The sequence below is a fragment of the Tardiphaga sp. 866_E4_N1_4 genome, assembly GCF_052076075.1.
GTDB lineage: Bacteria > Pseudomonadota > Alphaproteobacteria > Rhizobiales > Xanthobacteraceae > Tardiphaga > Tardiphaga robiniae.
On record NZ_CP197242.1, the window covers coordinates 631,161 to 656,629 of the forward strand.

19 protein-coding genes are annotated in these 25,469 nt (G+C 63.8%); 8 read left to right on the forward strand and 11 right to left on the reverse strand.

The annotated features are described in order from the left end of the window. Positions 1–129: 129 nt before the first annotated feature. Positions 130–714: a beta-1-3, beta-1-6-glucan biosynthesis protein gene (locus AB8B20_RS03250; RefSeq protein WP_439071678.1), complete on the reverse strand. Its 585-nt coding sequence runs from the start codon at positions 712–714 to the stop codon at positions 130–132. A gap of 202 nt (positions 715–916) precedes the next feature. Here AB8B20_RS03250 and AB8B20_RS03255 point away from each other — a divergent pair, with 202 nt between their 5' ends. After that, a complete protein-coding gene (locus AB8B20_RS03255) occupies positions 917–2,584 on the forward strand; it encodes a beta-(1-6) glucans synthase (protein WP_439073017.1) in 1,668 nt (555 codons plus the stop codon). Here the strand turns inward: AB8B20_RS03255 and AB8B20_RS03260 are convergent. Both AB8B20_RS03260 and AB8B20_RS03265 read right to left on the reverse strand, forming a co-directional pair. Beyond that, on the reverse strand, positions 2,544–2,924 hold the full coding sequence (locus AB8B20_RS03260) for a hypothetical protein (protein WP_068730752.1): 381 nt from the start codon (positions 2,922–2,924) through the stop codon (positions 2,544–2,546). The two genes, AB8B20_RS03255 and AB8B20_RS03260, sit on opposite strands and share 41 nt — an antisense overlap. A gap of 122 nt (positions 2,925–3,046) precedes the next feature. Beyond that, positions 3,047–4,288 (reverse strand): hypothetical protein, encoded by a 1,242-nt coding sequence (locus tag AB8B20_RS03265; protein WP_439071679.1) that lies wholly within the window; start codon positions 4,286–4,288, stop codon positions 3,047–3,049. 171 nt (positions 4,289–4,459) lie between these two features. Between AB8B20_RS03265 and glmU the strand changes: the two genes are divergently transcribed. Continuing rightward, the gene (gene glmU / locus AB8B20_RS03270) at positions 4,460–5,812 is read left to right on the forward strand and encodes a bifunctional UDP-N-acetylglucosamine diphosphorylase/glucosamine-1-phosphate N-acetyltransferase GlmU (protein ID WP_439071680.1); all 1,353 of its coding nucleotides are present in this window, start codon (positions 4,460–4,462) and stop codon (positions 5,810–5,812) included. 22 nt (positions 5,813–5,834) lie between these two features. Here the strand turns inward: glmU and AB8B20_RS03275 are convergent, their stop codons facing one another. After that, the gene (locus AB8B20_RS03275) at positions 5,835–5,984 is read right to left on the reverse strand and encodes a hypothetical protein (protein ID WP_158550328.1); all 150 of its coding nucleotides are present in this window, start codon (positions 5,982–5,984) and stop codon (positions 5,835–5,837) included. Positions 5,985–6,250: 266 nt separating this feature from the next. On the opposite strand from AB8B20_RS03275, the gene glmS reads away from it, so the two are divergent. Next, the gene (glmS, locus tag AB8B20_RS03280; RefSeq protein ID WP_439071681.1) at positions 6,251–8,077 is read left to right on the forward strand and encodes a glutamine--fructose-6-phosphate transaminase (isomerizing); all 1,827 of its coding nucleotides are present in this window, start codon (positions 6,251–6,253) and stop codon (positions 8,075–8,077) included. Positions 8,078–8,225: 148 nt separating this feature from the next. Continuing rightward, positions 8,226–8,999, forward strand: coding sequence for a DUF502 domain-containing protein (locus AB8B20_RS03285; RefSeq protein WP_374725664.1), 774 nt, complete (start codon positions 8,226–8,228; stop codon positions 8,997–8,999). Between the two features lie 979 nt (positions 9,000–9,978). Here AB8B20_RS03285 and recG read toward each other — a convergent pair. Next, entirely contained in the window at positions 9,979–12,084 is a 2,106-nt protein-coding gene (recG, locus tag AB8B20_RS03290; RefSeq protein ID WP_439071682.1) for an ATP-dependent DNA helicase RecG, read from the reverse strand. Between the two features lie 178 nt (positions 12,085–12,262). Between recG and AB8B20_RS03295 the strand changes: the two genes are divergently transcribed. Both AB8B20_RS03295 and mfd read left to right on the forward strand, forming a co-directional pair. Then, on the forward strand, positions 12,263–12,553 hold the full coding sequence (locus AB8B20_RS03295; protein ID WP_089264393.1) for an FAD assembly factor SdhE: 291 nt from the start codon (positions 12,263–12,265) through the stop codon (positions 12,551–12,553). Continuing rightward, complete coding sequence (gene mfd, locus AB8B20_RS03300; protein ID WP_439071683.1) at positions 12,550–16,068, forward strand: transcription-repair coupling factor; 3,519 nt, start codon at positions 12,550–12,552, stop codon at positions 16,066–16,068. Before AB8B20_RS03295 ends, mfd begins: the two co-directional genes overlap by 4 nt. A 199-nt stretch (positions 16,069–16,267) precedes the next feature. On the opposite strand, the gene AB8B20_RS03305 is transcribed toward mfd, so the two are convergent. The 4 genes from AB8B20_RS03305 to AB8B20_RS03320 all read right to left on the reverse strand — a co-directional run bounded on the left by AB8B20_RS03305 (position 16,268) and on the right by AB8B20_RS03320 (position 21,386). Then, positions 16,268–16,660, reverse strand: coding sequence for a PRC-barrel domain-containing protein (locus tag AB8B20_RS03305; protein WP_093758623.1), 393 nt, complete (start codon positions 16,658–16,660; stop codon positions 16,268–16,270). 72 nt (positions 16,661–16,732) lie between these two features. Continuing rightward, positions 16,733–17,968: a GGDEF domain-containing protein gene (locus AB8B20_RS03310; protein ID WP_439071684.1), complete on the reverse strand. Its 1,236-nt coding sequence runs from the start codon at positions 17,966–17,968 to the stop codon at positions 16,733–16,735. Positions 17,969–18,073: 105 nt separating this feature from the next. Then, positions 18,074–19,582: an AMP-binding protein gene (locus AB8B20_RS03315; protein WP_439071685.1), complete on the reverse strand. Its 1,509-nt coding sequence runs from the start codon at positions 19,580–19,582 to the stop codon at positions 18,074–18,076. A gap of 4 nt (positions 19,583–19,586) precedes the next feature. Further along, positions 19,587–21,386, reverse strand: a complete 1,800-nt coding sequence (locus AB8B20_RS03320; RefSeq protein ID WP_439073018.1) for an extracellular solute-binding protein — start codon at positions 21,384–21,386, stop codon at positions 19,587–19,589. A 294-nt stretch (positions 21,387–21,680) separates the two neighbouring features. On the opposite strand from AB8B20_RS03320, the gene AB8B20_RS03325 reads away from it, so the two are divergent. After that, the gene (locus tag AB8B20_RS03325; RefSeq protein ID WP_439071686.1) at positions 21,681–22,499 is read left to right on the forward strand and encodes an invasion associated locus B family protein; all 819 of its coding nucleotides are present in this window, start codon (positions 21,681–21,683) and stop codon (positions 22,497–22,499) included. Between the two features lie 186 nt (positions 22,500–22,685). On the opposite strand, the gene hspQ is transcribed toward AB8B20_RS03325, so the two are convergent. Beyond that, a complete protein-coding gene (hspQ, locus tag AB8B20_RS03330; RefSeq protein WP_089264388.1) occupies positions 22,686–23,018 on the reverse strand; it encodes a heat shock protein HspQ in 333 nt (110 codons plus the stop codon). Between the two features lie 121 nt (positions 23,019–23,139). On the opposite strand from hspQ, the gene AB8B20_RS03335 reads away from it, so the two are divergent. Then, a complete protein-coding gene (locus AB8B20_RS03335) occupies positions 23,140–24,093 on the forward strand; it encodes an AEC family transporter (protein ID WP_089264387.1) in 954 nt (317 codons plus the stop codon). Between the two features lie 126 nt (positions 24,094–24,219). Here AB8B20_RS03335 and AB8B20_RS03340 read toward each other — a convergent pair whose 3' ends face one another. After that, positions 24,220–25,416 carry a UbiH/UbiF family hydroxylase gene (locus AB8B20_RS03340; protein WP_439071687.1) on the reverse strand — a complete coding sequence of 399 codons (1,197 nt, stop codon included), beginning with the start codon at positions 25,414–25,416 and terminating at the stop codon, positions 24,220–24,222. Between the last annotated feature and the right edge of the window lie 53 nt (positions 25,417–25,469).

The window sequence follows — 25,469 nt, forward strand, 5'->3', positions numbered from 1 at the left end:
GTAACGGAGACTATATCCGCCACACGAATTAACAACTCATACGCTGCCGTGGCCTTTTGAGGGCGGCACCATTATTCAAATGCGATTAGGCGCCGCCAGCTGAATGCCGCCTGAACAGAGCGCGCCACATTACTTCGGCGCTTCAGCAGGCGGTTTGGCGTCCGGCTGCGGAGTGGCTGCCGGCGCTGCTGCGCCGCCACCGGCAGGCGCAGGCGCAGGCGCTGCGGGCTGGCTCAGCGCGGCAGGCTGCGGCTGCGCATTCGGATTGATCCAGCAGCCATGGACGCGGCTGTTGAGGCTGTCAGCAATTTTCGGATCGATCAGCGGTCCGAATTTGACCAGACAGCGGAATGTCGCCTGCACATGACCGCCGGGGCAGCCGAATCGGTCGTAGAGATCGAGGTGACGGAACGCGGTGTCGAGATCGTCGCGCCACATCAGCACCACGACGCGGCGGCCAAGCCAGACGCATTCGGGATTGCCAGCAGGACCATTGATCGCCTGGGTCGCCTCGACGAATTCGTCAGACTTCTTCTGGCTCTCACGGGCAACGTCGGCAGGCGTCACGGGCGCATTTGCCGCAGGCTTCTGATCCTGTGCGCGAACTGGGCCGCTCTGGGCCAACGCGCAGCCAACACCCAGCAGCAGAGCAAGGCCTGGAACGGCGAGACAACGCAGAACCGCAGATTGGAACCCGAACACCAGTCGACGCATAAAGTCCCCGATAAGTTGGCTGCCAGGCAGTTCTGACGCCCTCGCCAGATGCCGTTCAAATGGGCCCCCAATACGGCGGCGACCACGGCTGAATCCCATGACGGACATTTTTGATTTTGTCCAGCAACGCCGGAAGTTTGTCTGATTTTCGTGGCGGGTCGGGCCGACAAGTCCGTGATTGCCGGCATGATGCACTTGGCAGATTGGCGATGACCGGCTAATCGACGGACGACTTTGGAGGACGGAACCGATTTCCACCCGCACGCCGCTGGCGCTTCTCATCCTTTCCCTTGGTACGATCGCAGCGGTTTGGTGGTGGCTCGCCACGCCGGTCACGCTGGTGCGCGCGCCGATCGATCCCGCCGCCAAACTGGAATGCGTCTCCTATGCGCCGTTCCGTGGTGAGCAGACGCCGCTGAACTCGACCGCCATTATTCCGGCGAGCCAGATTGCCGCTGACATGGCGCAGCTGGCGCAGATCACCAAATGCGTGCGGACCTATTCGATCGATAACGGCCTTGATCAGGTGCCGGAACTGGCCGGCAAGGTCGGACTGAAGGTCATTCAGGGCGTCTGGCTCGGCAGCAACCGGCTCAAGAACCTGGCGCAGATCGCCGGCGTCGTGGATCTCACCAAGCGCTTTCCGAACGTGATCAGCAGCGTGGTCGTCGGCAACGAGGTGTTGTTGCGCGGCGAAATGACGGCGGCCGATCTCGTCGGCAACATCCGGTCGGTGAAGGCGCAGGTCGGCAAGATCCCCGTGACCTATGCCGATGTCTGGGAGTTCTGGCTGAAGAATCGCGAGATCTATGACGCGGTCGATTTCGTCACGATCCACATCCTGCCCTATTGGGAGGACTTCCCGATTCGCGCGAAGAGCGCCGCCGCCCATGTGGACTCGATCCGCAAGCGTCTCGCCGTGGCGTTTCCATCCAAGGAAATCCTGATCGGCGAAACAGGTTGGCCGAGTGCCGGGCGGATGCGTGATGGCGCGTTGCCATCGCGCACCAACCAGGCACGGGTCGTGTCCGAAATCCTCGATCTGGCCAAGCGCGAGGGATTCCGTGTCAATCTGATCGAAGCCTATGACCAGCCGTGGAAGCGCGACCTTGAAGGTACAGTCGGCGGCTATTGGGGCCTGATCTACGATGAGCCGCGCGAATTGAAGTATCCGCCGGGCGTTCCGATTACCAATTATCCGTCGTGGAAGCTGCAGATGGGGCTCGGCATGGGCCTGAGCTTCCTGGTTTTCGTGACGGGCATGTTGACGCTCCGTCGACGGCCTTGGTCGCCGCGTCTGTCGGCCTGGCTGACCGTTGCCGTATCGGCCACGGTGGCCGGCGTCCTGCTGGGCGTTGCCGCAGACAAGCTGATCTATGAAAGCTATGGCGTCGGCCGCTGGATCCAGTGGAGCGCGCTGCTGGCCGCCGGTGTCGCGTCGCCGCTGCTGTGCGCCTATGCGACGATGTCCGGCCGCTCGCTACCGACCTTCCTCCAACTGGTCGGACCGAGCCGGTTCCTGGCCCGTTCGTGGTCGACTGTTCTGCTCGGGCTGACCCTGGCTGTGGCGGCGCTGATCGGCGCTGAGACCGCGCTCGGTTTCGTGTTTGATCCGCGTTACCGCGACTTTCCGTTCGCGGCGCTGACCATGGCGGTGGTGCCGTTCGCCGGACTGATGGCTGTCAACCGTCCGCAGGAAGGTGTGCGGCCGATCGCCGAGTCGGTGTTTGCCGGAGTGCTCGTGCTGTCGGCCCTGTATATCGGCTTCAACGAAGGGCCGGATAACTGGCAGTCGCTGTGGACCTGCGCGATCTATCTGCTGTTCGGCATCACGCTGTGGCAGGCGCGGGCCGTGCAAAGCCCAGAATAAGCAGGCCGATCGCGATGCCGGACAGGGCAACGTTGTAGAGCACGATCCCGAAACCGGCTGCGATCAGTGCGACGGTGATCAGCACGATCGACGGCCGCAGCAGATTCAGCGTCGCAATGACGATCGCGGCGATGCCGAACACCGAATTCTTGAACAGATAGGTCATCACCAGCCGGCTCTTGCACAGGGTGCTCTGCAGGCCGGCGTCGCAGGCGAGCGCCGTCGTCGACAATTCGATGGCGAGATAGCGCAGATAGATGGCGTAGCCGACGGACAGGAAGCCGACGATGAGAAGCCATTGCACCTGACGGGCGGTGAGCTTGAACGGATCTTTTTTCATGCGGAAACCATGGTTCAAAACGCGGTGCGGAACAACCCGGCATGCGGTCGCGGTGAGAGGTCGGACCTAGATAACACTTCAGCCGCGCACGCCAAGAGATTGAAAATCTGATCTTTTGATCCTTAACGCAGCCCCAGGAACGAGGTCAGCGACGATTGCGGCTTGGGCGGCGCAACTTCTTCAACGGGTTTGGGCGGCGGCGCTTGTTCGGTGCGCTCCTGTGGCTTCGGCGCGGCGCGCCTGCGTGGCGCCGGTCTGGCTGGTGCAGGCGCAGCTTCCGCGGGCGCCGTCTCGGCCTTCATAGCAAGGCGCTGACCATCGAAGATCGACGTCTCGCAGGGCCGGCTGCTTTCGGTCAGCGCGGCGCAGATCTTCGCAGCGGCAGCCGCGTCGGTGAGCGGGCCGGCGACCAGGCGCAGTTGCATGCCGAGTCCGGTCGGTCGTTCCTTCACCATCATGATCGGGCGCAGTCCGTGCAGCGCGCGGGACTTGGACATGCCGCGCCAGATCGCGCGCAGGCCGTCCACCGAATTGGCGCCGCCGATATCAACGCCGAACTCCGTGCGCGCGACCGGCGTCGCCACGGCTTCGACGACTGCAGGGGCGGGCTCGGGCGCGGCCGGTTGGACCGATGCCGTTGTCTCCGGAGCGGCCGGAGGAGCTTCGATGGTCGGCGCCGGTTCGCTCAATTTGGCGGCCGCAGCGTCGGGCGGTGCCGTCATCGATTTCCATGCAACGAGCGGCGCAGAGGCTGGTGGATTGATTGTCGATGAAGCCGCTGCTTGCGCCGGTTTGGCGGGTGTCGTTTCGGCAGGCGGCGTGATGGCGGCCACGGGACCGATGACCGGCGTCGACGGAATGCTCGGAAGCTCTGCCACCGGCTTTGGCTCGGTGGCTGCCGGCGGGGCAACGACGGATGCGGTGGCAGATGGCTGCGGTGCTGGCGTGGTTGTGGCGGCTGTCGGCGTTGGAATGGTCTGGCGCTTGATCGAACCGGTGACTGAATCCAGTCCCTGTTCGACCGAGGTGACGCGGGCATAGAGCCGGTCACGGTCGCTGTTCAGCGTCTCGATGGCCAGCGTCAGGCGCCGGGCCTCGGCCTGGGTCTCTTTGGCTACGAGCTGGATCTGCTGGGCCTGCCGCGCAAAGGTCTCGGACGTGGCGACCTGATCGCGGCGCAACTGGACCTGCGACTGGCTGGCCAGAATGGCAACCACCACCGCGCCCACGGCGGCAACGCCCCAGGAGCCCAGCCGCCACATCATGCGGCGGTCGACCTTGTCTTCCTCAGCCAGAAATCCGGTCAGCCAGCCGCTATGCTCGGCTGAGAGAGTATCGGCCCACTTGTCGTGCTTATCCGCCATTCGACGTCTGCGTCGCCCCATCGCCCCTGCGAATCACAGTTCAACATTATCAGGAAACCGGCGGGAACCTGAGGTTGTCGGGCCACACGGCGAGCCAAACCGGTTTCCAGATTGGCCCAAAACCATTTAAGACGGCCGCGGCGCATGAGCGCCGCCACAACGGGGATTCGGATGACGGGCAGAACCAGCCTCACCATCGTGCTCGCGGCCGGCGAGGGAACGCGGATGCGGTCCTCGACGCCGAAAGTGCTGCATCAGGTCGCCAGCCAGTCGCTGCTGGGCCATGTGCTCGCGGCGGCGCCTCATGGCGCAGGCTCTGCACTGGCCGTCGTTGTCGGTCCGGATCGTCAGGACGTGGCGGATGAAGCCAGGCGGGTGCGGCCCGATGCCGCAACATTCGTTCAGCACGAGCGTCTTGGCACCGCCCATGCCGTGCTGGCGGCAAAGGACGCCATTGCGAAAGGCGCGGACGATCTGCTGATCGCCTTCGGTGACACGCCGCTGATTTCAGCCGAGACGTTCGAGCGCCTGCGTGCGCCCTTGAAGGCAGGTGCCGCGCTGACCGTGCTCGGCTTTCGCGCGGCCGATCCGACCGGTTATGGCCGGCTCCTGGTCGAAGGCGATCAGCTCGTCGCGATCCGTGAACATGCGGATGCCACACCGACCGAACGCGAGGTGGATCTCTGCAATGCCGGCGTGATGGCATTCGCCGGCAAGACCGCGCTCACAATCATCGAGCAGATAGGCACGTCCAACAGCAAGGGCGAATACTATCTCACCGATGCCGTGGAGATCGTGCGCAGCATGGGCTTGCGGGCGAGTGTGATCGAGACGAGTGAGGATGAAGTCCGCGGCATCAACACCAAGGCGCAGCTCGCGGAAGCCGAAGCGATCATGCAGGCAAGGCTGCGCAAGGCCGCGCTCGACGCGGGCGTGACCATCGTCGCGCCGGAGACCGTGCATCTCGCGGCCGATACGACGTTCGGCAACGACGTCACCATCGAGCAGTATGTGGTGATCGGGCCCGGCGTCAGTATCGCCGACGGCGCTGTCATTCACGCCTTCTCGCACATCGTGCAGGCGGCCATCGGCAAGAAGGCCTCGATCGGTCCTTACGCACGCATCCGGCCGGGAACGTCGGTCGGCGAGGGCGCGCGCATCGGCAACTTCGTTGAAGCCAAGGCGGCCATTCTGGAAGCGGGCGTGAAGGTCAACCACCTGACCTATGTCGGCGACACGCATATCGGTGCCGGCGCCAATATCGGCGCGGGCACCATCACCTGCAATTACGATGGCTTCAACAAGAGCAAGACGATCATCGGTGCCGGCGCCTTTGTCGGTTCGAATTCGTCGCTGGTCGCACCGGTGAAGATCGGGGCCGGCGCTTATATCGGTTCGGGTTCGGTGATCACCCGCGATGTGCCGGACGATGCGCTTGCGGTAGAGCGCAACGAGGTGTCGATGAAGGAAGGTTGGGGCAAGCGCTTCCGCGACAAGAACGCGGCGAACAAGAAGCCGAAGTGAGCGCGGGGTGTTCGCGATGACGTCAGGTCACCGGGGTCTTCAGGTGCCAACCACGGCGTATCGGGCGCTTGGCGACAATTTCTTCCTGCGGCGTATGGGGCTCAGCGACATGCGGTTTCACCGCAATATCACGCTGCGGCGGCGGCCAATGCGCCAGTTTGCTCTGCGACATCTCGACATGTCGCAGCCGTGATCCGGCGATCGATCGGGGGGCTCTGGGGTCTCGCTCCTCCCACATGGACGTCTACTCCGGTCAGGCGTAGATGCTTCCGCAAACACGTTGATGGTTTGTTAAACGCGTCGCGCAAAATGCCCCTATAACCGCGGTAACTTGTCTCAATCGGCAATAATTATTGAGTAACAGTCGATTTGCGATTCTCGCTAAGAGAGTTCCAGTATTTCTGGGCAATTTGATACCACTTGGAGAGATAACCCCGCATGTGCGGCATCGTCGGAATTTTGGGACGCGGTCCGGTTGCTGACCAGATCGTGGACTCGCTGAAGCGCCTCGAATATCGCGGCTACGATTCCGCTGGCGTCGCCACGCTGGAAGGCGCGCATATCGATCGCCGCCGCGCCGAAGGCAAGCTGAAGAATCTCGAAGCCAAGCTCGGCAAGTCGCCGCTCGCAGGTCATATCGGCATCGGTCACACGCGCTGGGCGACGCATGGCAAGCCGACCGAAGCCAACGCGCATCCGCACGCCGCCGAAGGCGTCGCGGTCGTGCACAACGGCATCATCGAGAATTTCCGCGAATTGCGCCTCGAACTCGAAAAGAGCGGCGCCAAGTTCGCGAGTGAGACCGACACCGAAGTCGTCGCGCATCTCGTCAGTTTCTATCTGCAGAAGGGCGCATCGCCGGTCGAAGCTGTGAAGCAGGCGCTGCCGCGCCTGAAAGGCGCGTTCGCATTGGCTTTCGTGTTCAAGGATCACGACAACCTGATGATCGGCGCCCGTAAGGGCTCGCCGCTTGCAGTCGGCTATGGTGACGGCGAGATGTATCTTGGCTCCGACGCGATTGCGCTGGCGCCGTTCACCGACGACATCAGCTATCTCGAAGACGGCGACTGGGTGGTGCTGACCCGCAGGGGCTGCGAGATCCACGATGAATCCGGCAAGGTCGTGAAGCGCGACGTGCTGAAATCCGGCGCGTCGGCCTTCATGGTCGATAAGGCCAACTATCGCCACTTCATGGCCAAGGAAATTCACGAGCAGCCGGAAGTCGTTGGTCACACGCTGGCGCGTTATGTCGATCTGGCGAACGAGCGCGTTGCGCTGCCGATGACGTTGCCGTTCGACTTCAAGGACATCCAGCGCATTTCGATCACCGCCTGCGGCACTGCGAGCTACGCGGGTTTCATCGCTAAATACTGGTTCGAACGCTTTGCGCGCGTGCCGGTCGAAGTCGATGTCGCCTCCGAATTCCGCTATCGCGAAGCCCCGGTACGCAAGGGCGATCTGGCGATCTTCATCTCACAGTCCGGCGAGACGGCCGATACGCTGGCAGCACTGCGTTACGCCAAAGAGCAGGGCATGCACACGCTCGCTGTCGTCAACGTCACGACCTCGACGATCGCGCGCGAGAGCGAGACCGTGATGCCGACACTGGCTGGTCCGGAAATCGGCGTGGCCTCGACCAAGGCTTTCACCTGCCAGTTGATGGCGCTGGCGACGCTTGCGATCGCAGCCGGCAAGGCCCGCGGTGAGCTGTCCGACGCCGACGAAGCCAAACTGGTTCACGGTCTCGTCAAGGTCCCCCGTCTGATGACCGACGCGCTGACGCACGAAGCTGCGATCGAGAAGCTGGCGCGCGACATCGCCAAGTCGAAGGACGTGCTTTATCTCGGCCGCGGCACCAGCTATCCGCTGGCACTGGAGGGCGCGCTGAAGCTGAAGGAAATCTCCTACATCCACGCCGAGGGCTATGCGGCCGGCGAACTCAAGCATGGTCCGATCGCGCTGATCGACGAGACCATGCCGGTGGTCGTGATCGCGCCTTATGACCGGGTGTTCGACAAGACCGTGTCGAACATGCAGGAGGTCGCAGCGCGCGGCGGCAACATCATTCTGATGACCGACGCCAAGGGCGCGGAGGAGGCCACCGTGGACTCCATGGTGACCATTGTGATGCCGGACATGGACGCAGCCTTCACACCACTGGTCTATGCCGTGCCGGTGCAGTTGCTCGCCTATCACACCGCCGTGGTGATGGGCACTGACGTCGACCAGCCGCGCAATCTGGCCAAGTCGGTCACGGTGGAATAGGCCGGCGAAGCGGCAAGATTGTCGCAGGCGGCCGGTTTGGCCGCCTGGCGCCGCCAAGTGGCTTCCCCCGCACTGGCGAAATCCTGCTAGGATACCCATAAGGACTGACGGCGCGGTTTCGCGCGCCGCGCCAGATGGATTTGAAACGCTGATGGAACGCCCCGATTTGCCGTTGACCCCGCCCGTTGGCGACCCGCCGCCCGAGGCGCCGCGCGGCTTCATGGCCCGGATCCGCAACTATTTCCTCACCGGTCTGATCGTTGCCGGTCCGGTCGCGATTACCTTTTACCTGACCTGGTGGTTCGTCACCTGGGTCGATGCGATCGTGCGGCCGCTGGTACCGGAGGCCTATCGGCCCGAACAGTACCTGCCTTACGGTATTCCGGGCTCCGGCCTGATCGTCGCTTTCGTGGCGCTGACCCTGCTGGGTTTCCTCACCGCCAACCTGATCGGCCGCTCGCTGGTCGATCTCGGCGAGAACCTGCTCGGCCGCATGCCGGTGGTGCGCGCGATCTATCGCGGGCTGAAGCAGGTGTTCGAGACATTGTTCTCGGGTTCAGGATCGAGTTTCCGTAAAGTAGGCCTCGTCGAGTTTCCGTCGCCCGGCATGTGGTCGATCGTGCTGATCTCGCAGCCACCAAGCACCGAAGTCGCGAAGAGCCTGCCGGGGCAGGAGGAACACATCTCGGTGTTCCTGCCGTGCGCGCCGAATCCGACGACGGGATTCTTCTTCTATGTGCCGAAGAGCAAGATCATCGACATCGACATGTCCGCCGAGGATGCCGCGACGCTGATCATGTCAGCGGGCGTCGTACAGCCGGGGTCCGATTCGCAGAAGAAGATCGCAGCATTGGCGCAGATGGCAACGGCAGCGGGTATCGCGAATGCTCCGCCAGCGAAGCAGCCAGCACAGGTGGATTAGGTCGTAGAGCTTTCTTTCCCTCCCTCAAGCGGCGAAGCCGCGCAGTGGGGAGGGTGGATCGACCGCGGAGCGGTCGAGACGGGTGGGGTGGTGCCACGAACGCTGTCCTCGCATGGGGAGACCCCACCCCGGCCTATCGGCCGACTCTCCCCACTGCGCAGCTTCGCTGCTTGGGGGAGGGATATCGCGACCGCCTGCGCGTCTCAGCTTCTTCGAATGTCAAACAGCCACTGCTCTGCAGACATGCGTCATCGCCCCCATTGTTTGCGGCGCGGGGGCGCCGTCGTTGCTTGCATTCCCTACCCCCTGTGAGAGGGCGTGCGGAACGCCGGGTGCCCGTTGCACCCTTGGGCCTGATGCGATGCGGTCTTCCGCAATCTAGTGTGCATCAGGACTTTCGGAGGCGCCGAGCGATTGCCCGACGTTCCGCATGCGGTGTTTTTTCGGTTGCTTGCACATCTGCCATGGCGAACGGTCCCATCACCAAAATTAATGTCCCAGGGCGGAGGGACAGGGTAGCCGCAAAGCACTTGGCCGAACGCGTTTCGATTTGGTCGTCCGTCACACTGTCCAGGGATCTGTCCATCTCAAGGTCGGCCGTCTCCTTGCCAGTGGCAGTGCTGGCGCAGATCCGTCCTGCCCGAAGACAGACGTCACCCCCAAACCGCGTAACGCCGCATCTCCGGCGTCCACCGCATCCCACCCCGCGAACGTGACGATCGCGATCGCCCCTCTCGGTGGGGCAGGACGGAGGGGAATATAAACCTTATAGGGATGTTGTCAACGGCGGGTAGGAAAAAATGTTTGGTGCAGGCTTGCCGCCCCAAGCTCGTCATTCCGGGGCGCGGGCGCGCCTTCGCGCACGCGAACCCGGAATCCCAGCATGAGAGTCTCCGACAGCGCAAAACACTTCGAGATTCCGGGCTCAGTCCGGCCCGCTTTGCGGTCCGTCCTACCCCGGAATGACAAGAAAGCGCGGCTATCCCGCACCGATCAGCGGGATCGCCTCATCGCGTTCGTAGAGATACAGCAGGCAGCGCAGCGCTTCGCCGCGCTCGCCTGTCAGTTTCGGATTGTCCTGCAGGATCCGCAGCGCTTCGTCGCGCGCCTGTGTGATGAGCTGTGCATGGACTTCGGACCGCGCGATGCGGAAGCCGGGCATGCCGCTCTGACGCGTTCCCAATACGTCGCCTTCGCCGCGCAGCTTGAGGTCTTCCTCGGCAATGCGAAAACCGTCAGTGGAGTCTTTGATGACCTTGAGGCGCTTGGTGGCGATCTCGCCGAGCGGCTCGCGATAGAGCAGGAGGCATGTCGACGCCTCCGAGCCGCGCCCGATGCGGCCGCGGAGCTGATGCAACTGGGCGAGACCGAAGCGCTCGGCATTTTCGATCACCATGATGGTCGCGGCGGGGACATCGACGCCGACTTCAACCACCGTCGTAGCGACAAGGATCTGCGTCTCGCCGGCAGCGAAGCGCGCCATCGCCGCGTCCTTCTCCGCCCCCTTCATCCGGCCATGCACGATGCCAACCTTGTCGCCGAAGCGCTCGCTCAGGCTTTCAAAGCGCTCTTCGGCATTGGTGAGTTTCGGGCCGTCCATTTCGGACTCTTCCACCAGCGGCACGATCCAGTAGATCAGCTTGCCGTTGTCCACCGCGCGGCCGATGCCGTCGATGACTTCCTGCAGCCGGCTCGCCGACATGGTGCGGGTCTCGATCGGCTGGCGTCCGGCAGGCTTTTCGCGCAGCTCCGAAATGTCCATGTCGCCAAAGTAAGTCAGCACCAGCGTGCGCGGGATCGGCGTTGCTGACAGCACCAGCACATCGACGGCGTTGCCCTTGTTGGTCAGCGTGAGACGCTCGCGGACGCCGAAGCGGTGCTGCTCGTCGACCACAGCCAGCGCGAGCGCCTTGAACTCCACGTCGTCCTGGATCAGTGCGTGGGTGCCGACGATGAAGTCGATCTCGCCGCTGGCGAGCCGCGCCAGGATATCCTTGCGCTCCCGGCCTTTCTCGCGGCCGGTGAGGATGGCGACGCGCAGGCCCGCGCGCTCGGCCAGCGGCGTGATGGTCTTGATGTGCTGGCGCGCGAGAATTTCCGTCGGCGCCATCAAGGCTGTCTGCTTGCCGACCTCGGCGGCGGCCGCAGCGGCCAGCAGCGCCACGACGGTTTTGCCCGAGCCGACGTCACCCTGCAGCAACCGGAGCATGCGCAGCGGCTTGGTGAGATCATCGGCAACGGCCGCGGTCGCCTGCTGCTGCGATTGCGTCAGCGCATAGGGCAGGGCGTCGATGATCTTGCGGCGGATGTGACCATCGCCGGCATTGCGATCGCCGGCGGGACGACGGAGTTGCGCACGCACCAGCGCCAGCGCCAGTTGGCCGGCGAGCAGTTCATCGAAAGCGAGGCGCGACCAGAACGGCCCTTCCGGAAGGACGTCGGTGATCTCGACCGGCACATGGACGCGCTGCAACGCCTCCGCCAGCGATGGGAACTTGCAGCGCCGGATCACTTCGGGGCTGATCCATTCAGGCAGTGCCGGCAGTTTGGTCAGCGCCTGCGCGATGGCCTTGCGCAGCGAGGTGATCGCAAGGCCCTGCGTCAGCGGATAGACCGCGTCGATGCCCGTGAGCTTGGCGAAGCCTTCCTCGTCGACCACGCGGTCGGGATGGGTGATTTGCAGCATGCCATCGAACAGCTGCGTTGTGCCGGAGACGTAGCGCTTCTCGCCGACCGGCAGCAGCTTTTCGATCTGCCCGGGATAGGTGCGGAAATAGGTCAGGATCACCGTGCCGGTGTCGTCGTGGGCATAGACCAGATGCGGGGCGCGGGAGCGGCCGGGCGGCGGTTCGCGATGGCGATCGACAATGACTTCGAGGGTCACCATGGCGCCGATCTCGGCCTCGTTGATCTTCGGCCTGTCGCGGCGGTCGATCACGCTGACGGGCAGATGCAGCAAGAGATCGACGATGCGCGGCGTCTCGGCGCGGTCCAGCAGGAAGCGCAGCAGCTTGTCCTGCTTCGGCCCGATGCCCGACATGCTGGTGACCGGGACGAACAGGGGATTGAGCACTTCAGGGCGCATCAGGACGACTCAGGTGGCCAGCACGGCGAGAGAGCTACGGTATTTGCGAGACTTGGATGCATTTCAAGGCGAAAGCAATGCGTTATGAGGTGCTGACAGGGGCGGAAGCGGAGGCTATATGAGCCTGCCCGGCACGTCCGGGCTTTCTGCGTTTGCGGGCTTTGGGCGGGATGGACAGATGACGGGAACGACACGATCGAGCAACGGCCTGGATGACCGCCGCAAGCGGCTGCTGTTCCGCTGCTGGCACCGCGGCACGCGCGAGATGGATCTCATTCTGGGCCGCTTTGCGGATGCCGAGATCGGCATTCTGGCGGACCTCGAACTCAAGCAGCTCGAAGACCTGATCGGCCTCGAAGACCCCGAGCTTTATCCGGCCTTCGTCGGCGATACCCAACTGGACGAGCAGTACCGCACGCCGCTGTTCGAGCGCATCAAGCTGTTCCGGAATCTGGACAAGCCTCTATGAAATCCCCCGTTGCCTCGCCGGCCGCGCAGCTTGCGCCCGGCCGTGCGCTGACCTTTGCCAATGTCGCCGAGGGCGCCGAAGGCCTGATCGTTGCCGATCTGGCACGCGCAGTTGCGGCCAAGCCGAAGCCGCCGGCAGTGAGCCTCACCGTGATCTGCCGTGACGGGCCGCGGATGCAGCAGCTCGCGCGCGCGCTGGAATTCTTCGCGCCGGATTTGCCGGTGCTGCAATTCCCGGCCTGGGACTGCCAGCCCTACGACCGCGTCTCGCCCCATGGCGGCATTCTCGCGCATCGCATGACCACGCTGGCGCGGCTGTCGCGCCTCACCGGCAGCGACAAGCCGATGATCGTGCTGACCACGGTCAACGCCGTCGTGCAGCGCGTGCCGGCCCGCGAGATCGTCGCGGCGCAGGCGCTGTCGGTTGCGCCCGGCCATGTGGTGCCGATGGACTCCATCGTCGCCTGGCTCGAACACAACGGCTACACCCGCTCCGGCACCGTGCGCGAGCCCGGCGAATATGCCGTGCGCGGCGGCATCCTCGATCTGTTTCCGGCGGGCCTCGACCAGCCCGTGCGGTTCGACTTCTTCGGCGACAGTCTGGAATCGATCCGGGCCTTCGATGCCGAGACGCAACGCACGCTGATGGATATGCGCGCGCTGGATCTGGTGCCGGTGTCTGAATTCCAGCTCATCACCGAAACTATCCGCCGCTTCCGCATGGGCTATGTCGCGCAGTTCGGCGCGCCGGAGCGCGACGACCAGCTTTATGAAGCGGTCAGCGAAGGCCGCCGTCATCCCGGCATGGAACACTGGCTGCCGCTGTTCCAGGACCGGATGGAGACGCTGTTCGATTATCTGCCGGGCACGCCGGTTGCCATCGAGCCGCAGGGCGAAGATGCCGCCACCGAACGCTTCAAGCAGATCGGCGATTATTACGAGGCGCGCCGCGAAGCCATGGGCATCCCCGGCGGCGGCGCGATCTACAAGCCGCTGCCGCCGGACCGGCTCTATCTGACCGACAGCGAATGGCACAAGCGGCTGGAAGATCTCGCAATGGCGCGGTTGTCGCCGTTTGCCGTGCCGGACGGCACGCCGGGCGTGGTCGACGCGGGCGCACGGGCAGGCCGCAATTTCGCGCCGGAGCGGGCCGACGCCAATGTGAACGTGTTCGAGCGTGTGGTCGCCCATATCCAGGCGCTGCAGGCGGAGCGCAAGAAGGTCGTTGTCGCGCTGTGGAGCGAAGGCTCGCGCGACCGCATGGCGAGCATGTTGAAGGATCACAAACTGCTCAACCAGCAGATGGTGAATTCATGGCGCGCGGTGCAGGCAACGCCGCGCAACGAGACCATGCTGGCCGTGGTCGGCATGGAGAGCGGTTTCGAGACCGACCAGATCGCCGTCATCAGCGAACAGGACATCCTCGGCGACCGCCTGGTGCGGTCGCGCAAGGCGAGCCGCAAGCTCGACAACTTCATCTCGGAAGTGACGAGTCTCGCGGCGGGCGACATCGTGGTTCATGTGGAGCACGGCATCGGCCGGTTCGTCGGGTTGCAGACGCTGCAGGTCGGCGGCGCGCCGCATGACTGCCTCGAATTGCGCTACGCCAACGAGACCAAGCTGTTTCTCCCGGTCGAGAATATCGAATTGCTGTCGCGCTATGGCTCCGATGCGGCCAATGTCGAACTCGACAAGCTCGGCGGCTCCGGCTGGCAGGCGCGCAAGGCCAAGCTCAAGAACCGCATCCAGGAAATTGCCGGCGAACTCATCAAGATCGCCGCCGAGCGGCATCTGCGCGAGACCGAGCGGATCGTCGTACCGCGCGAGCAGTATGACGAATTCTGCGCGCGCTTCCCCTATGAGGAAACCGAGGACCAGCAGACCGCGATCAACGCCGCGCTGCACGATCTCGAACATGGCAAGCCGATGGATCGCTTGATCTGCGGCGATGTCGGCTTCGGCAAAACGGAAGTGGCCATGCGCGCCACCTTCGCCGTCGCCATGGAAGGCAAGCAGGTCGCCGTTGTGGTGCCGACCACGCTGCTGGCGCGTCAGCACGCGAAGAACTTCACCGAGCGCTTCAAGGGTTTTCCGGTGAATGTCGCGCAGGCCTCAAGGCTGGTCGCGCCGAAAGAGCTGACGGCGACCAAGAAGGGCCTTGCAGATGGTTCCATCGACATCGTCGTGGGCACGCATGCGCTGCTCGGCAAGTCGATCAAGTTCAAGGACCTCGGCCTCGTCGTGGTTGACGAGGAGCAGCACTTCGGCGTGACGCATAAGGAACGGCTGAAGCAGCTCCGCGCCAATGTCCATGTGCTGACGCTGTCGGCCACGCCGATCCCGCGCACGCTGCAGCTCGCGCTGACCGGCGTACGTGACCTGTCGATCATCGCCTCGGCGCCGGTCGATCGTCTGGCGGTGCGCACTTTCGTGGCTCCGCATGATCCCTTGATGATCCGCGAAGCGCTGCTGCGTGAGCGCTATCGTGGCGGGCAGGCGTTCTATGTGGTGCCGCGCATCGACGATCTCGCCGAGGTGAAGGACTTCCTCGACAAGCATGTGCCGGAGATGAAGGTCGCCGTGGCCCATGGCCAGATGGCGCCAACGGTCATCGAAGACATCATGTCGGCGTTCTATGACGGCAAATACGACATCCTGCTGTCGACCACGATCGTGGAGTCGGGTCTCGATATTCCCAACGCCAACACGCTGATCATTCACCGCGCCGACATGTTCGGCCTCGCGCAGCTCTATCAGCTCCGTGGCCGTGTCGGCCGCTCCAAGCTGCGCGCATATGCCTTGTTCACGCTGCCGTCGACGCACAAGATCACCGGGCAGGCGGAACGCCGGCTGAAAGTACTGCAGTCGCTGGAGAACCTCGGCGCAGGCTTCCAGCTCGCCTCGCACGATCTGGATATTCGCGGTGCCGGCAATCTGCTCGGCGAGGAACAGTCCGGCCACATCAAGGAAGTCGGCTTCGAGCTCTATCAGTCGATGCTGGAAGAGGCGATCCTGGCGCTTAAGTCAGGTATCTCCGAGCCGGTCGCCGACAGGTGGTCGCCGACCATCACGCTCGGCATGCCGGTGATGATCCCCGACGACTTTGTCGCCGATCTTGCGGTCCGTCTGTCGCTGTATCGTCGACTCGCCGATCTCGAGACCGATGACGAGATCGCTGCCTTCGCCGCAGAGCTGCGTGACCGTTTCGGTGTGCTGCCCGACGAGGTCCGTTATCTGTTCAAGATCGCGGCCATCAAGGCCTATTGCCGCCGCGCCAATGTCGAGAAGGTCGATGCCGGTCCGAAGGGCGTTGTCATCTCGTTCCGCGACAACTCGTTCGCGCAGCCGGACAAGCTGGTATTCTTCATCAAGCAGTATGGCCAAGCCGCGAAGGTGCGCCCGGATATGAAGGTGGTGTTCCTGCAGGATTGGGGAACACCGGAAGAACGCCTCGAAGGTGCGACGGAGATCCTGCGCGCGCTGGCGGGGCTCGCGGAGAGCAAGAAGGCGGCTTAGGCGCTTTCGCTCCGTCCTCATCCTGAGGAGCAGCGCCGATGGCGCTGCGTCTCGAAGGATGGCTGCGAAGTCAGCGCCGAACACGCATCCTTCGAGACGCCGCCAAAGTGCGGCTCCTCAGGATGAGGACAGAGCATGCCGCAAAACAAGACAGCCGCCGGCATAGCTGCCGACGGCCGTTCGTTGAACTACGCGACGCTTACTTCGGATACTTGAATTCCGGAGCGGCCTTCAGGGCCTCCTTGGTGGTGTTCATCGACGCCACCCACTTGTTGTCCTTGTTCAGGCTCACCTTCACCGAAGCCGGCGAGACCGCGACATAGTGCTCGCCCATGCCGAGGAAGCCGCCGACCGACAGGATCAGCGCGTCGACCTGATTGTTCTTGATTGCGAGATCGCTGATCTCGCCGATCGTTTCATCCTTCTGGTTGGTGATGTTCAGGCCCTTGAGCTTGGACGAGAACATTTCCTCCTTGGAAACGGTCGAGAACTTTGCCTCGGCGGGCGCAGCACCCGTCGTGACTGTCGACTGCGCGAGAACCGGCGTGGCGAGAAGGGCGAGGGAAGCGGTGATCAGTGCAAGCTTTTTCATTATCGTTGTCTCCATTGCAGATGCACCTACAATGCGATGTTCGATACTTCGTTCCTGATTTTATTTCTGGAACTAAGACGCTGCGCGTTGCGCGTCCTCGCCATGCAGGCGTGCCAGCAGCGACTTCGCGGTATCCGTTGGCTCCATCGTGATCACCGTGACGTGGGGATCGTTGCGCGCATCGCGCTTGGGTCCGTGCATGGTATGCTTCATCACGCTGGAGAGCCGCCTGGCGATCATATGGGCGTTGCGTTGGTCGGTTTCGGCGAAAGCGACCACGATGGAGCCGTCGTTCTGCAGCGTGCCGAAGTCCATCCGCCGCATCAGCCGGCTGATGATCCGCGCAGCGTCGCGCTGTGCGCGCAGCGGGATGTTGTCGAACGAGAACCTGGCCATCGACAATCCGCCGCCGCGGGTTTGCGTGTGGTAGACGGCGGTCGCGATGTCGCGTTCGAAGGCGGCAGCCGTCAGCAGGCCAGTGGCGGGATCGAGCAGTCCGTCGGATTCGATCGACTTCAAGGTGCGGCCGAGACGTGCCTCGAAGGCGTGCTGGCGCAGCAGCGGCAGCGCCGCGGCCGCGACGGTGTCGGCGTCTCCGACGACCATTTCGAGATTGGCAAGATCGTAGCTCGGCGTCAGGCCGGGCACGGTGACGACAACGGGCAGATTGCGGAAGCGTGCGTCCTCGGTGAGGACAGTGAGAAACGCGTCAACGACGCGCGTGCTGAAGCCCTCGCCGATGACGATGCCGTCGAGGTCGCGCGCATTGAGATGCTTGGCGGCAGCCTCGATGCTGAGCGCGCCGACCACGCCGACGCGTTCGCCGAGCGCAACCGACAGCGCGGCATAACCACCGCCGCGGCCGATCAGCATCACCGTCGCATCGTCCAGCGGGTCCGACTGCAGGGACATACGATGCAGGTTTTCGGCGGTCAGGCGTCGCATAACGGTGGCATGCAGCGTGCGCACACGCAGCGCATTGCGCAGCCGCGCGCTGAGTCGATCGAAATTGCCGTCGGTCTGCGTGAGCGGGATCGCATGGCCCGGCAAGTCTGTAGCGGGATCGATCGCGATCAGCGGCACATAAGGCTGCTTGGCGCCGAGGCGCTTGGCCAGCGCCTGGAAGGTTGGCATGTCGTCAGCCGAAGCCGACACGACCACGGCGGCCGGCTGCACCCGCGCCACTGCGTCCAGCGCCTCGGCCCATGTTGCATCGACCACCGGGAAGATGTTGCTCTCCGCCAGGGCTGTCGCAAACGCGGCCGGCTGCTGGTTGGAGACGGCGACGATCGTGGCCTGGTCGGACATGCTTGAGCTGAACCTCTACGCGAAACTGATCGCGGCAGGCTAGCCCGACGTCCTTAATGCAGAGTCAATGAGATCGCTCGCATTTTCAGGATCGCTTTTGCTCGCTCAGTCGGCTGCGGCACGGTCGCGGAAGGCTTCGACCATCAGCGGATTGAGGCCGAGTTCTGTCAGGGCGTCGCGGGCGCGGCCGTTGTTGCTGGCGCGGCCGGCGAGGCGGTAGCCGCTGAGCCGATCGGGGAGCGCCGTCAGCATGGCGTTCTCGCCGAGCCGCTTGGCCCATTCGTTGAGGTCCTGCGCCAGGAAGCGATAGCCGCCGACGGCCATGATGCCCGAGGGCGGCGCGGTGATATTGATCGCGCCCGTCGCGCGGTCGAGCCGGGCCATATAGCCGGTATCGACATAATCGAGCGGCTGGGCGGGGATCAGCGCGTTGCTGGCGTCGGCCTGGGCCGTATAGGCCAGCACCGGTACCATCGGGCCGCGGAGGCCCAGCGTGCCCCTGGGCGTCAGCGTGATATCGCCGGCAATGGAGGAGCCTTGCTGGGCGCGCGGCGCGCCGTGCGGGCCCGGCATGATGGCGACGGGCATGCCGTCGTCGCCGCGAATGGCGCCGAACAGGCCGGCTTCACCGAACAGATAGACGTCGGTGAACGATGCCTGCGAGCCCGGCCATGCAGGCGAGGCGGCGACCTGTTCAGGCGCACGCCAGAGGCCGAGCACATAACGCAGCACCGGTGAGCGATCCAGCAACCCACCATCGGCAAGGCGCTGCGCCAGCGGCGCCGGCGCCACCAGCACGTCGCAGGCGTTGGCAGCGATGCTACGTTCCAGCACCGCATTGTCGAACGGATGATGCAAAGCGAGCACGCCGCCAGAGAGCAGCCAGGTCACCAGCGACGAGGCGATACTGGCGAAAGACGACAGCACCATCGCCGACATGATCGTGGCGCCCTGTGGCATGCCGCTTTCGAGGAAGACGGCGAGGCCACCGGAGATCAGGTTGAGATGGGTGCGCGGCACTGCGCGGAAGCCATCGGAGGTGACATCGAAGGAGACGATAGCCGCGCGGCGGGCGTCCTGCGTCACCGGCGTGGGCTCGGCGAATTCGCCGGTCAATACGGCGTCGAGCGGGGTCATGCCTTCCGGCAGATCGCTGCCGAAGCCGCCGACATAGCGGATCGAGAAGGCTTCAGCCGCAGCGTTCATGATCAGATCGGCATGGCTGACGCCATCGATCTTGCTCGACGTCACCAGCGCCCGCGCGCTGCAGCGATTCAGGGCCATGGTCAGGTCGGCCTGGCGCCAGAGCTGCGGCAGCAGCGCGACGACGAGGCCGGCGCGGTGCGCAGCCAGCACGGTCAGGACGAATTCCACGGTGTTCGGCAGCTGGACGGCGATGACCGAATTGGCGGGGAGGCCGGCCTCCATGAAATGCGCAGTCAGCGCCAAGATCGCCCGGTCGGCATCCGCAAAGGTCAGCCGCTGCGGCTCGGTTGCGGTGATGCGCAGCTTGTCGGCGGGGTCGACCAGCGCCAGCGCCTGCGGCTGCCGGCTGAGGATGCGGCGAAACAGACCGTCGAGGGTGGGCGAGGCATTCGGCGTGGGTGATGTCACAGTGTCACTTCCGGTTCGGCGGCGAAGCTGGCAGCGTTCTGGCCCACCAGGTCTCCGGCAAATAGCCTGAGAGCGCGATGGTAGAAGGTCGTTCTATCCGATTCCATCGGGCAATCCATTGCTCGCCGACATAGTAGAGCGGGATAGCGTAGAAACCTGCGATCAGTGCGCGGTCCATGGCACGGACGGCATCGACGAAGGGACCGTGGTCGCGGGCCTCCAGCATGACGGAGATCATGGCGTCGACCGCAGGATTCTTCGCGCCCATATAGTTGCGGGTGCCGGGATTGTCGGCGGCTTCCGAGCCCCAGTAGAATGACTGCTCGTTGCCCGGCGACAGCGACTGGTCCCAGCGATTCTGGATCATGTCGAATTCGAAATTGATGCGGCGCTGGTCGAACTGCACGGCATCGATGGAGCGGATATTGGCAATGATGCCGGCGCGCTTGAGATCGCGTGCATAGGCCAGCGCGATGCGTTCCTGATCGCGGGTGGTGACGAGGATCTCGAAGGCGAGGGGCGCTTTGTCCGACTGTCGCCGCAGCACGTTGTTTACAAGTTCGTAGCCCGCGTCTTTGAGCAGTGCCAGCGCGGTGCGCAGCGCGGGACGGTCACGGCCCGAGCCATCGCTGACCGGCAAGCGGTAGCTGCCATCGAGAATATTGGCGGCTGTATTTGAGGCGTAGGGCTGCAGCAGTGTCCGTTCGCGATCATCCGCGGCGCGCATATAAGCAGAGAGATCCGAGCCCGCGAAGAAGCCGGCCGAACGGGCATAGAGGCCGAAGAAATAGGTGCGGTTGATCCATTCGAAATCGAACAGCAGCGTCAGCGCCTGACGTACGCGGATATCGGTGAACATCGGTCGCCGCGTGTTGAACACCAGAAATTCCGACGGCTTCGGCAGGCCGGTCTTGATGCTGTCGCGGATCACTTCGCCGGACGTGGCGGCGGGGAATGTGTAGCCGTCGTGCCAGCGCAGCGGTTCGTTCTCGACGCGGAAGTCGTAGAGGCCGAGCTTGAAGGCTTCGAAATGGGTGTTGGCCTCGCGATAGTAGTCGAGGCGGATCTCGTCGAAATTCCACAGCCCGCGATTGATCGGCAGATCGCGGCCCCAATAAGCGGGATTGCGGGTGAGGGTCACCGCCGCGCCGGGTTTCACACCCGTCACCGTATAGGGCCCGGAGCCCAGCGGCGGCGCCATCGAGGTTTCCTCGAACGTGTCGGGATTGACGGCGTGTTTCGGCAGCACCGGCATCAGCCCGAGGATCAGCGGCAATTCGCGATCCGCCTGGCCGCCGAAGTCGAAGCGGACCGTGCGCTCATCCAGCGCCTCGGCCTTGGCCACTTTCGAATAATACTGCCGGTGATTGGGCCGGCCCTTGTCGCGCAGCAATTGCCAGGAGAACAGCACGTCTGCAGCCAGGACGGGTTTGCCGTCGGAGAATTTGGCCTGGGGATTGATCCGGAAGGTGACGAAGCTTCTGATATCGTCGGTTTCGACGCTCTCGGCGAGCAGGCCGTAGAGCGTAAAGGCTTCGTCCTGGCCGCGGGTCATCAGGCTTTCGATGACATAGCCGCGCATCTGCGGCACCGCGATGCCCCGGACGATGAAGGGATTGAGGCTGTCGAAGGTGCCGAGAACGCCCTGGACCATGCGGCCGCCTTTCGGCGCGTCGGGATTGGCATAGGGCATCTGCCTGAAATCGGGTGGCAGGGCCGGGGCGCCGTGCATGGCGATCGCGTGGCTGGGATCGGCCTGTGCGGAATCGGCCACTGGGGCGGCTAGAGCTGTCCAGCAGGCCAGCGCCGCGATCACCTTGGACAGGGTCGAGAGACCCTGTGCATGTGTGCGATTTGATTCGGTTGATTTCACAGAGGAACTTTACCATGGCTGCCCGCCCCGAACCTGTGCCATGCATCAAATAGGGCTGGCGCCATTGATCTTTTCGTCGGCCGCTGTATTGAAAGCGGACAATTGACGAGGACGGCGCGGCCTGTCACGTAACGGCCTTAATTGGCACCGAGACACCCGCCAACGGGTGACTGTCAGCGCCGCCTCCGGGATATGAGCGCCTCCGTTCAGAAAGGGTTTTCCGAAATGAATTTCCGTCTCTTGGCTGCGTCGGTTCTGCCGCGCGGGCGGGGCTTCGCGCTTCTGGCGGCGACGGCCTTGACCGCCACGATGATCGCTCCGGTTGCGTATGCGCAGGCTCCTGCGCCTGCTGCGCCGCCGGCCGCGGCGCCGAAGGCTGCTGCGCCCAAGGCTGCCCCGAAGGCCGCTCCGAAGGCTGCTGCCCCGGCCGCTCCCGCCGCCCAGGCGCCGGCCGCAGGCGCGCCGCCGGCGGATCAGCAGGTTCAGCTGATCTACGCGCCGTGGACCAAGTTCTGCCTCAAGGGCCAGGACGCCAATGCCAAGCAGGTCTGCTTCACCGGCAAGGACGGCCGCATCGAGTCGGGCCAGCCCGTCATCGCCGCCGTCATCATCGAGCCGGAAGGCGAACCGAAGAAGATCCTGCGCGTGACGCTGCCGCTCGGCATGCAGCTCGTGCACGGCACCCGCGTGATCGTGGACAGCAATGCCCCGGCGCAGAGCCCCTATGTGATCTGCTTCGCCAACGGCTGTATGTCGGATTACGAAGTCACTCCGGAGCTCCTGACCAATCTGAAGAAGGGCCAGAACCTGATCGTGCAGGCGATCAACTCCAACGGCGCACCGCTGACGCTGCCGCTGCCGCTGGCCGAATTCGCCAAGGCCTATGACGGCCCGCCGACCGATCCGAAGGTGTTCGAAGAAACCCAGAAGAAGCTGCAGGAAGAGCTGCAGAAGCGCGCAGCGGAAGCCCGCGCCAAGCTCGAAGCCCAGCAGCCGGCAGCTGGTGCAGCACCGGCGGCTCCGGCCAATCCGGCCGCGAAGTAAGCTGGTTCAACAGACAAACGAAAAGGCGCTCAGAAATGAGCGCCTTTTTTTGTTGGGTTGAGGTGTTGACCCATCCACGTCATTGCGAGCGCAGCGAAGCAATCCAGCAAGCCAAAAGCTGGATTGCTTCGTCGCAAGTGCTCCTCGCAATGACGGACGAGGGAGAGGCGTGAAACATTAAGCGGGCTAATTCAGCGACGGATTGCGCGGCCGATAACTGCCGGACTTGTCCTTGATGAAGATCTCGGCGACCTGGGAGTGCCGGATCGGCTCGCCGGATTCATCGGGAAGCAGGTTCTGCTCGGAGACATAAGCGACGTATTCCGACTCAGAATTCTCGGCCAGCAGATGGTAAAATGGCTGGTCCTTGTTCGGACGAACGTCTTCGGGGATCGACAGCCACCATTCTTCGGTGTTGTTGAATTCCGGATCAATGTCGAACACCACCCCCCGGAACGAAAAGATCCGGTGGCGGACGATCTGTCCAATCTGGAATTTGGCGGTCCGCGCTTTAATCATTCTGGTCGAATAGACCAGGATTGTGGCCGATGCTAGAGGCAAACGACGGAATTAAGACAGCCGGAAGCCGCTCCCCGCTATCCTGCCCGCCGGGCCAAGAACCAAGAAAAACACGCCTGACATGATGGACGTCCTCAATCTTGCACTGCCGTATTTCGGGCTGATCTTCATCGGCTTCGCCTGCGGCAAGGTGAAGAACCTGCCCGAAACGGGCCTCGCCTGGATGAACTTCTTCCTCCTTTATGTGTCGCTGCCGGCACTGTTCTTCCGGATCATGGCCAAGACGCCGTTCGAGGAACTCAACAATCTGCCCTTCGTGATCGGGACCACGCTGGCGACTGCAACGGCGTTCTTTCTGTCGGTCGGCACCGGTAAATTCTTGGGCCGGCTGACCATGCGCGAGGCCGGGATGGCGGGGCTCGCCGGCGGCTATGGCAATATCGGCTATATGGGACCGGGGCTGGCGCTGGCGGTGCTCGGCCCCAAGGCGGCAGTTCCGACTGCACTGGTATTCTGTTTCGACAGCATCTTCCTGTTCTCGATCGCGCCGCTGATGATGGCGCTGACCTCAGGCGACAAGCGTCCGCTGCTGCCGACCATCGGCATCGTCATCAAACACATCGTGCTGCATCCGCTGATCGTCGCAGCCTATCTCGGCGCCTTTGTCGCGGCGTTTCACATCCAGATGCCGGTCGCCATCGACGGCATGCTGCTGTTCCTGCAGAATTCTGCTGCGCCCGTTGCGCTATTCGCGCTCGGTGTGACGGTTGCCTTGCGGCCGCTGGGGCGCGTGCCGTGGGAGGTGCCTGGCCTGATCTTCATCAAGCTGCTCATTCATCCGCTAATCGTGTTCGGCTTGATGTTGTTGCTCGGACCGTTCCCGCCGGTATGGGCCGCGACGGCCGTGCTGCTCGCGTCATTGCCGCCTGCGCTGAACGTGTTCGTGATCGCGCGGCAATATGACAGCTGGATCGAGCCTGCATCGGTCGCGGTGCTGCTCGGCACCTTCGTGTCGGTGCTGACGCTGACGTCGGTGATGTATTTCCTGAAGACCGGCCAGATCGCGTTTCCGTAGGATACCCGCTTGTAGGATGGGTAGAGCGGAGGCGCGAAGCGCCGCAGCGAAACCCATCACCTATCGCACGTGTGAATGATGGGTTTCGCGAAGACGCTCTACCCATCCTACGAAAGACAAGTTACGTCAGCTCTTGCGCCACGATGGCGACAGGCCCTCGCGCATCGCAAGGCGGCGCAACGGGCCTATGGACCCCATCGCATGCATGCCGGCCGCGCGGATCACCTGCATCGGTAGGAGATCGCTGAGCAGCGAACGGTTGGCCATGTCGATGGCGAAGGTGCGCGAGGAAATATCGCTGCGGCGTATCTGCTCGAAACGCGCCAGCACCGGCGCTGCCCCGATATCCGCGCCATTCATGCCGGCATCGCGAACGACGTCAGCGATATCGCCGGCGTCGCGCAGGCCAAGATTGAGACCCTGCGCACCGATCGGCGGCACCACATGGGCGGCTTCGCCGACCAGCACGATGCGGTTCTTCGCCAGCTGTGTGGGCTGCTCGATTGCCAGCGGGAACGTGTGTCGACCCGGCTCGACCTGAACGCGGCCGAGGATCGAATGCGATTGCTTCTCCACGGCGTCCGATAGCGCCTCGTCGCTCAAAGCCATCAAGCGCTCGGCATCCCGGGGCTTGTTGACCCAGACGACGCTGGAGCGATTGCCGGGCAGGGGCACGAACACGCAGGGACCGGCGGGGGTGTGAAACTCCGTCGACATGTTTTTATGCGGCCGGCTATGCGCGATGTTGAAGGTCAGCGCGGTCTGCTCAAGCGCGCGTCGCTTGACTGAAATGCCCGCGGCCTCGCGGCACAGGGACTGGCGGCCATCGGCGCCGACGACCAGCCGCGCCACCAGGACCTGGCCTTGCCGCGTGCGGACCTGAACCTGCATCTCGTCCGGCGAGACCGTATCGGCTTCATCATCGATGCGAATGAGATTGGTCAATTCCGCGGCGCGCGCTTCGAGCGCGATCATCAATTCGCGGTTCTCGATATTGTAGCCGAAGGTCTCGAGGCCGATCTCGCTGCAGACGAATTTGACTTCGGGGGCGCGGATCAGCCGGCCCGTGTCGTCCACCAGCCGCATGGTCGTCAGCGCGGCCGCCTTGTCGGCGCAGCGGCGCCAGACGTCGAGGCTTTCCAGAAACGCGACGGAGCCGCCCAGCAGCGCGGTGGTGCGGTTGTCGCCATAGGGGGCGCGGCGGGCGACGAGGGCGGTACGGGCGCCGGTCTCGGCCAGCGCGAGGGCGGCAGCAAGGCCGGCAGGACCGCCGCCGACAACGGCGACATCATAGATGGAGGTGGAAACAGGGGTCTCGGTCATGGCCGGACCATCGGCCTTTGGCCCGGTATTTTCAAGCCGTTACGCGCCGCGGA

What these genes read in the sequence shown, in the direction of transcription:
- AB8B20_RS03250 (WP_439071678.1), bottom strand. Translation starts at nt 714, where the DNA reads ATGCGTCGACTGGTGTTCGGGTTCCAATCTGCGGTTCTGCGTTGTCTC.
- AB8B20_RS03260 (WP_068730752.1), bottom strand. Translation starts at nt 2,924, where the DNA reads ATGAAAAAAGATCCGTTCAAGCTCACCGCCCGTCAGGTGCAATGGCTT.
- AB8B20_RS03265 (WP_439071679.1), bottom strand. Translation starts at nt 4,288, where the DNA reads ATGGCGGATAAGCACGACAAGTGGGCCGATACTCTCTCAGCCGAGCAT.
- glmU (WP_439071680.1), top strand. Translation starts at nt 4,460, where the DNA reads ATGACGGGCAGAACCAGCCTCACCATCGTGCTCGCGGCCGGCGAGGGA.
- AB8B20_RS03275 (WP_158550328.1), bottom strand. Translation starts at nt 5,984, where the DNA reads ATGTCGCAGAGCAAACTGGCGCATTGGCCGCCGCCGCAGCGTGATATT.
- glmS (WP_439071681.1), top strand. Translation starts at nt 6,251, where the DNA reads ATGTGCGGCATCGTCGGAATTTTGGGACGCGGTCCGGTTGCTGACCAG.
- recG (WP_439071682.1), bottom strand. Translation starts at nt 12,084, where the DNA reads ATGCGCCCTGAAGTGCTCAATCCCCTGTTCGTCCCGGTCACCAGCATG.
- AB8B20_RS03295 (WP_089264393.1), top strand. Translation starts at nt 12,263, where the DNA reads ATGACGGGAACGACACGATCGAGCAACGGCCTGGATGACCGCCGCAAG.
- mfd (WP_439071683.1), top strand. Translation starts at nt 12,550, where the DNA reads ATGAAATCCCCCGTTGCCTCGCCGGCCGCGCAGCTTGCGCCCGGCCGT.
- AB8B20_RS03305 (WP_093758623.1), bottom strand. Translation starts at nt 16,660, where the DNA reads ATGAAAAAGCTTGCACTGATCACCGCTTCCCTCGCCCTTCTCGCCACG.
- AB8B20_RS03310 (WP_439071684.1), bottom strand. Translation starts at nt 17,968, where the DNA reads ATGTCCGACCAGGCCACGATCGTCGCCGTCTCCAACCAGCAGCCGGCC.
- AB8B20_RS03325 (WP_439071686.1), top strand. Translation starts at nt 21,681, where the DNA reads ATGAATTTCCGTCTCTTGGCTGCGTCGGTTCTGCCGCGCGGGCGGGGC.
- hspQ (WP_089264388.1), bottom strand. Translation starts at nt 23,018, where the DNA reads ATGATTAAAGCGCGGACCGCCAAATTCCAGATTGGACAGATCGTCCGC.
- AB8B20_RS03335 (WP_089264387.1), top strand. Translation starts at nt 23,140, where the DNA reads ATGATGGACGTCCTCAATCTTGCACTGCCGTATTTCGGGCTGATCTTC.
- AB8B20_RS03340 (WP_439071687.1), bottom strand. Translation starts at nt 25,416, where the DNA reads ATGACCGAGACCCCTGTTTCCACCTCCATCTATGATGTCGCCGTTGTC.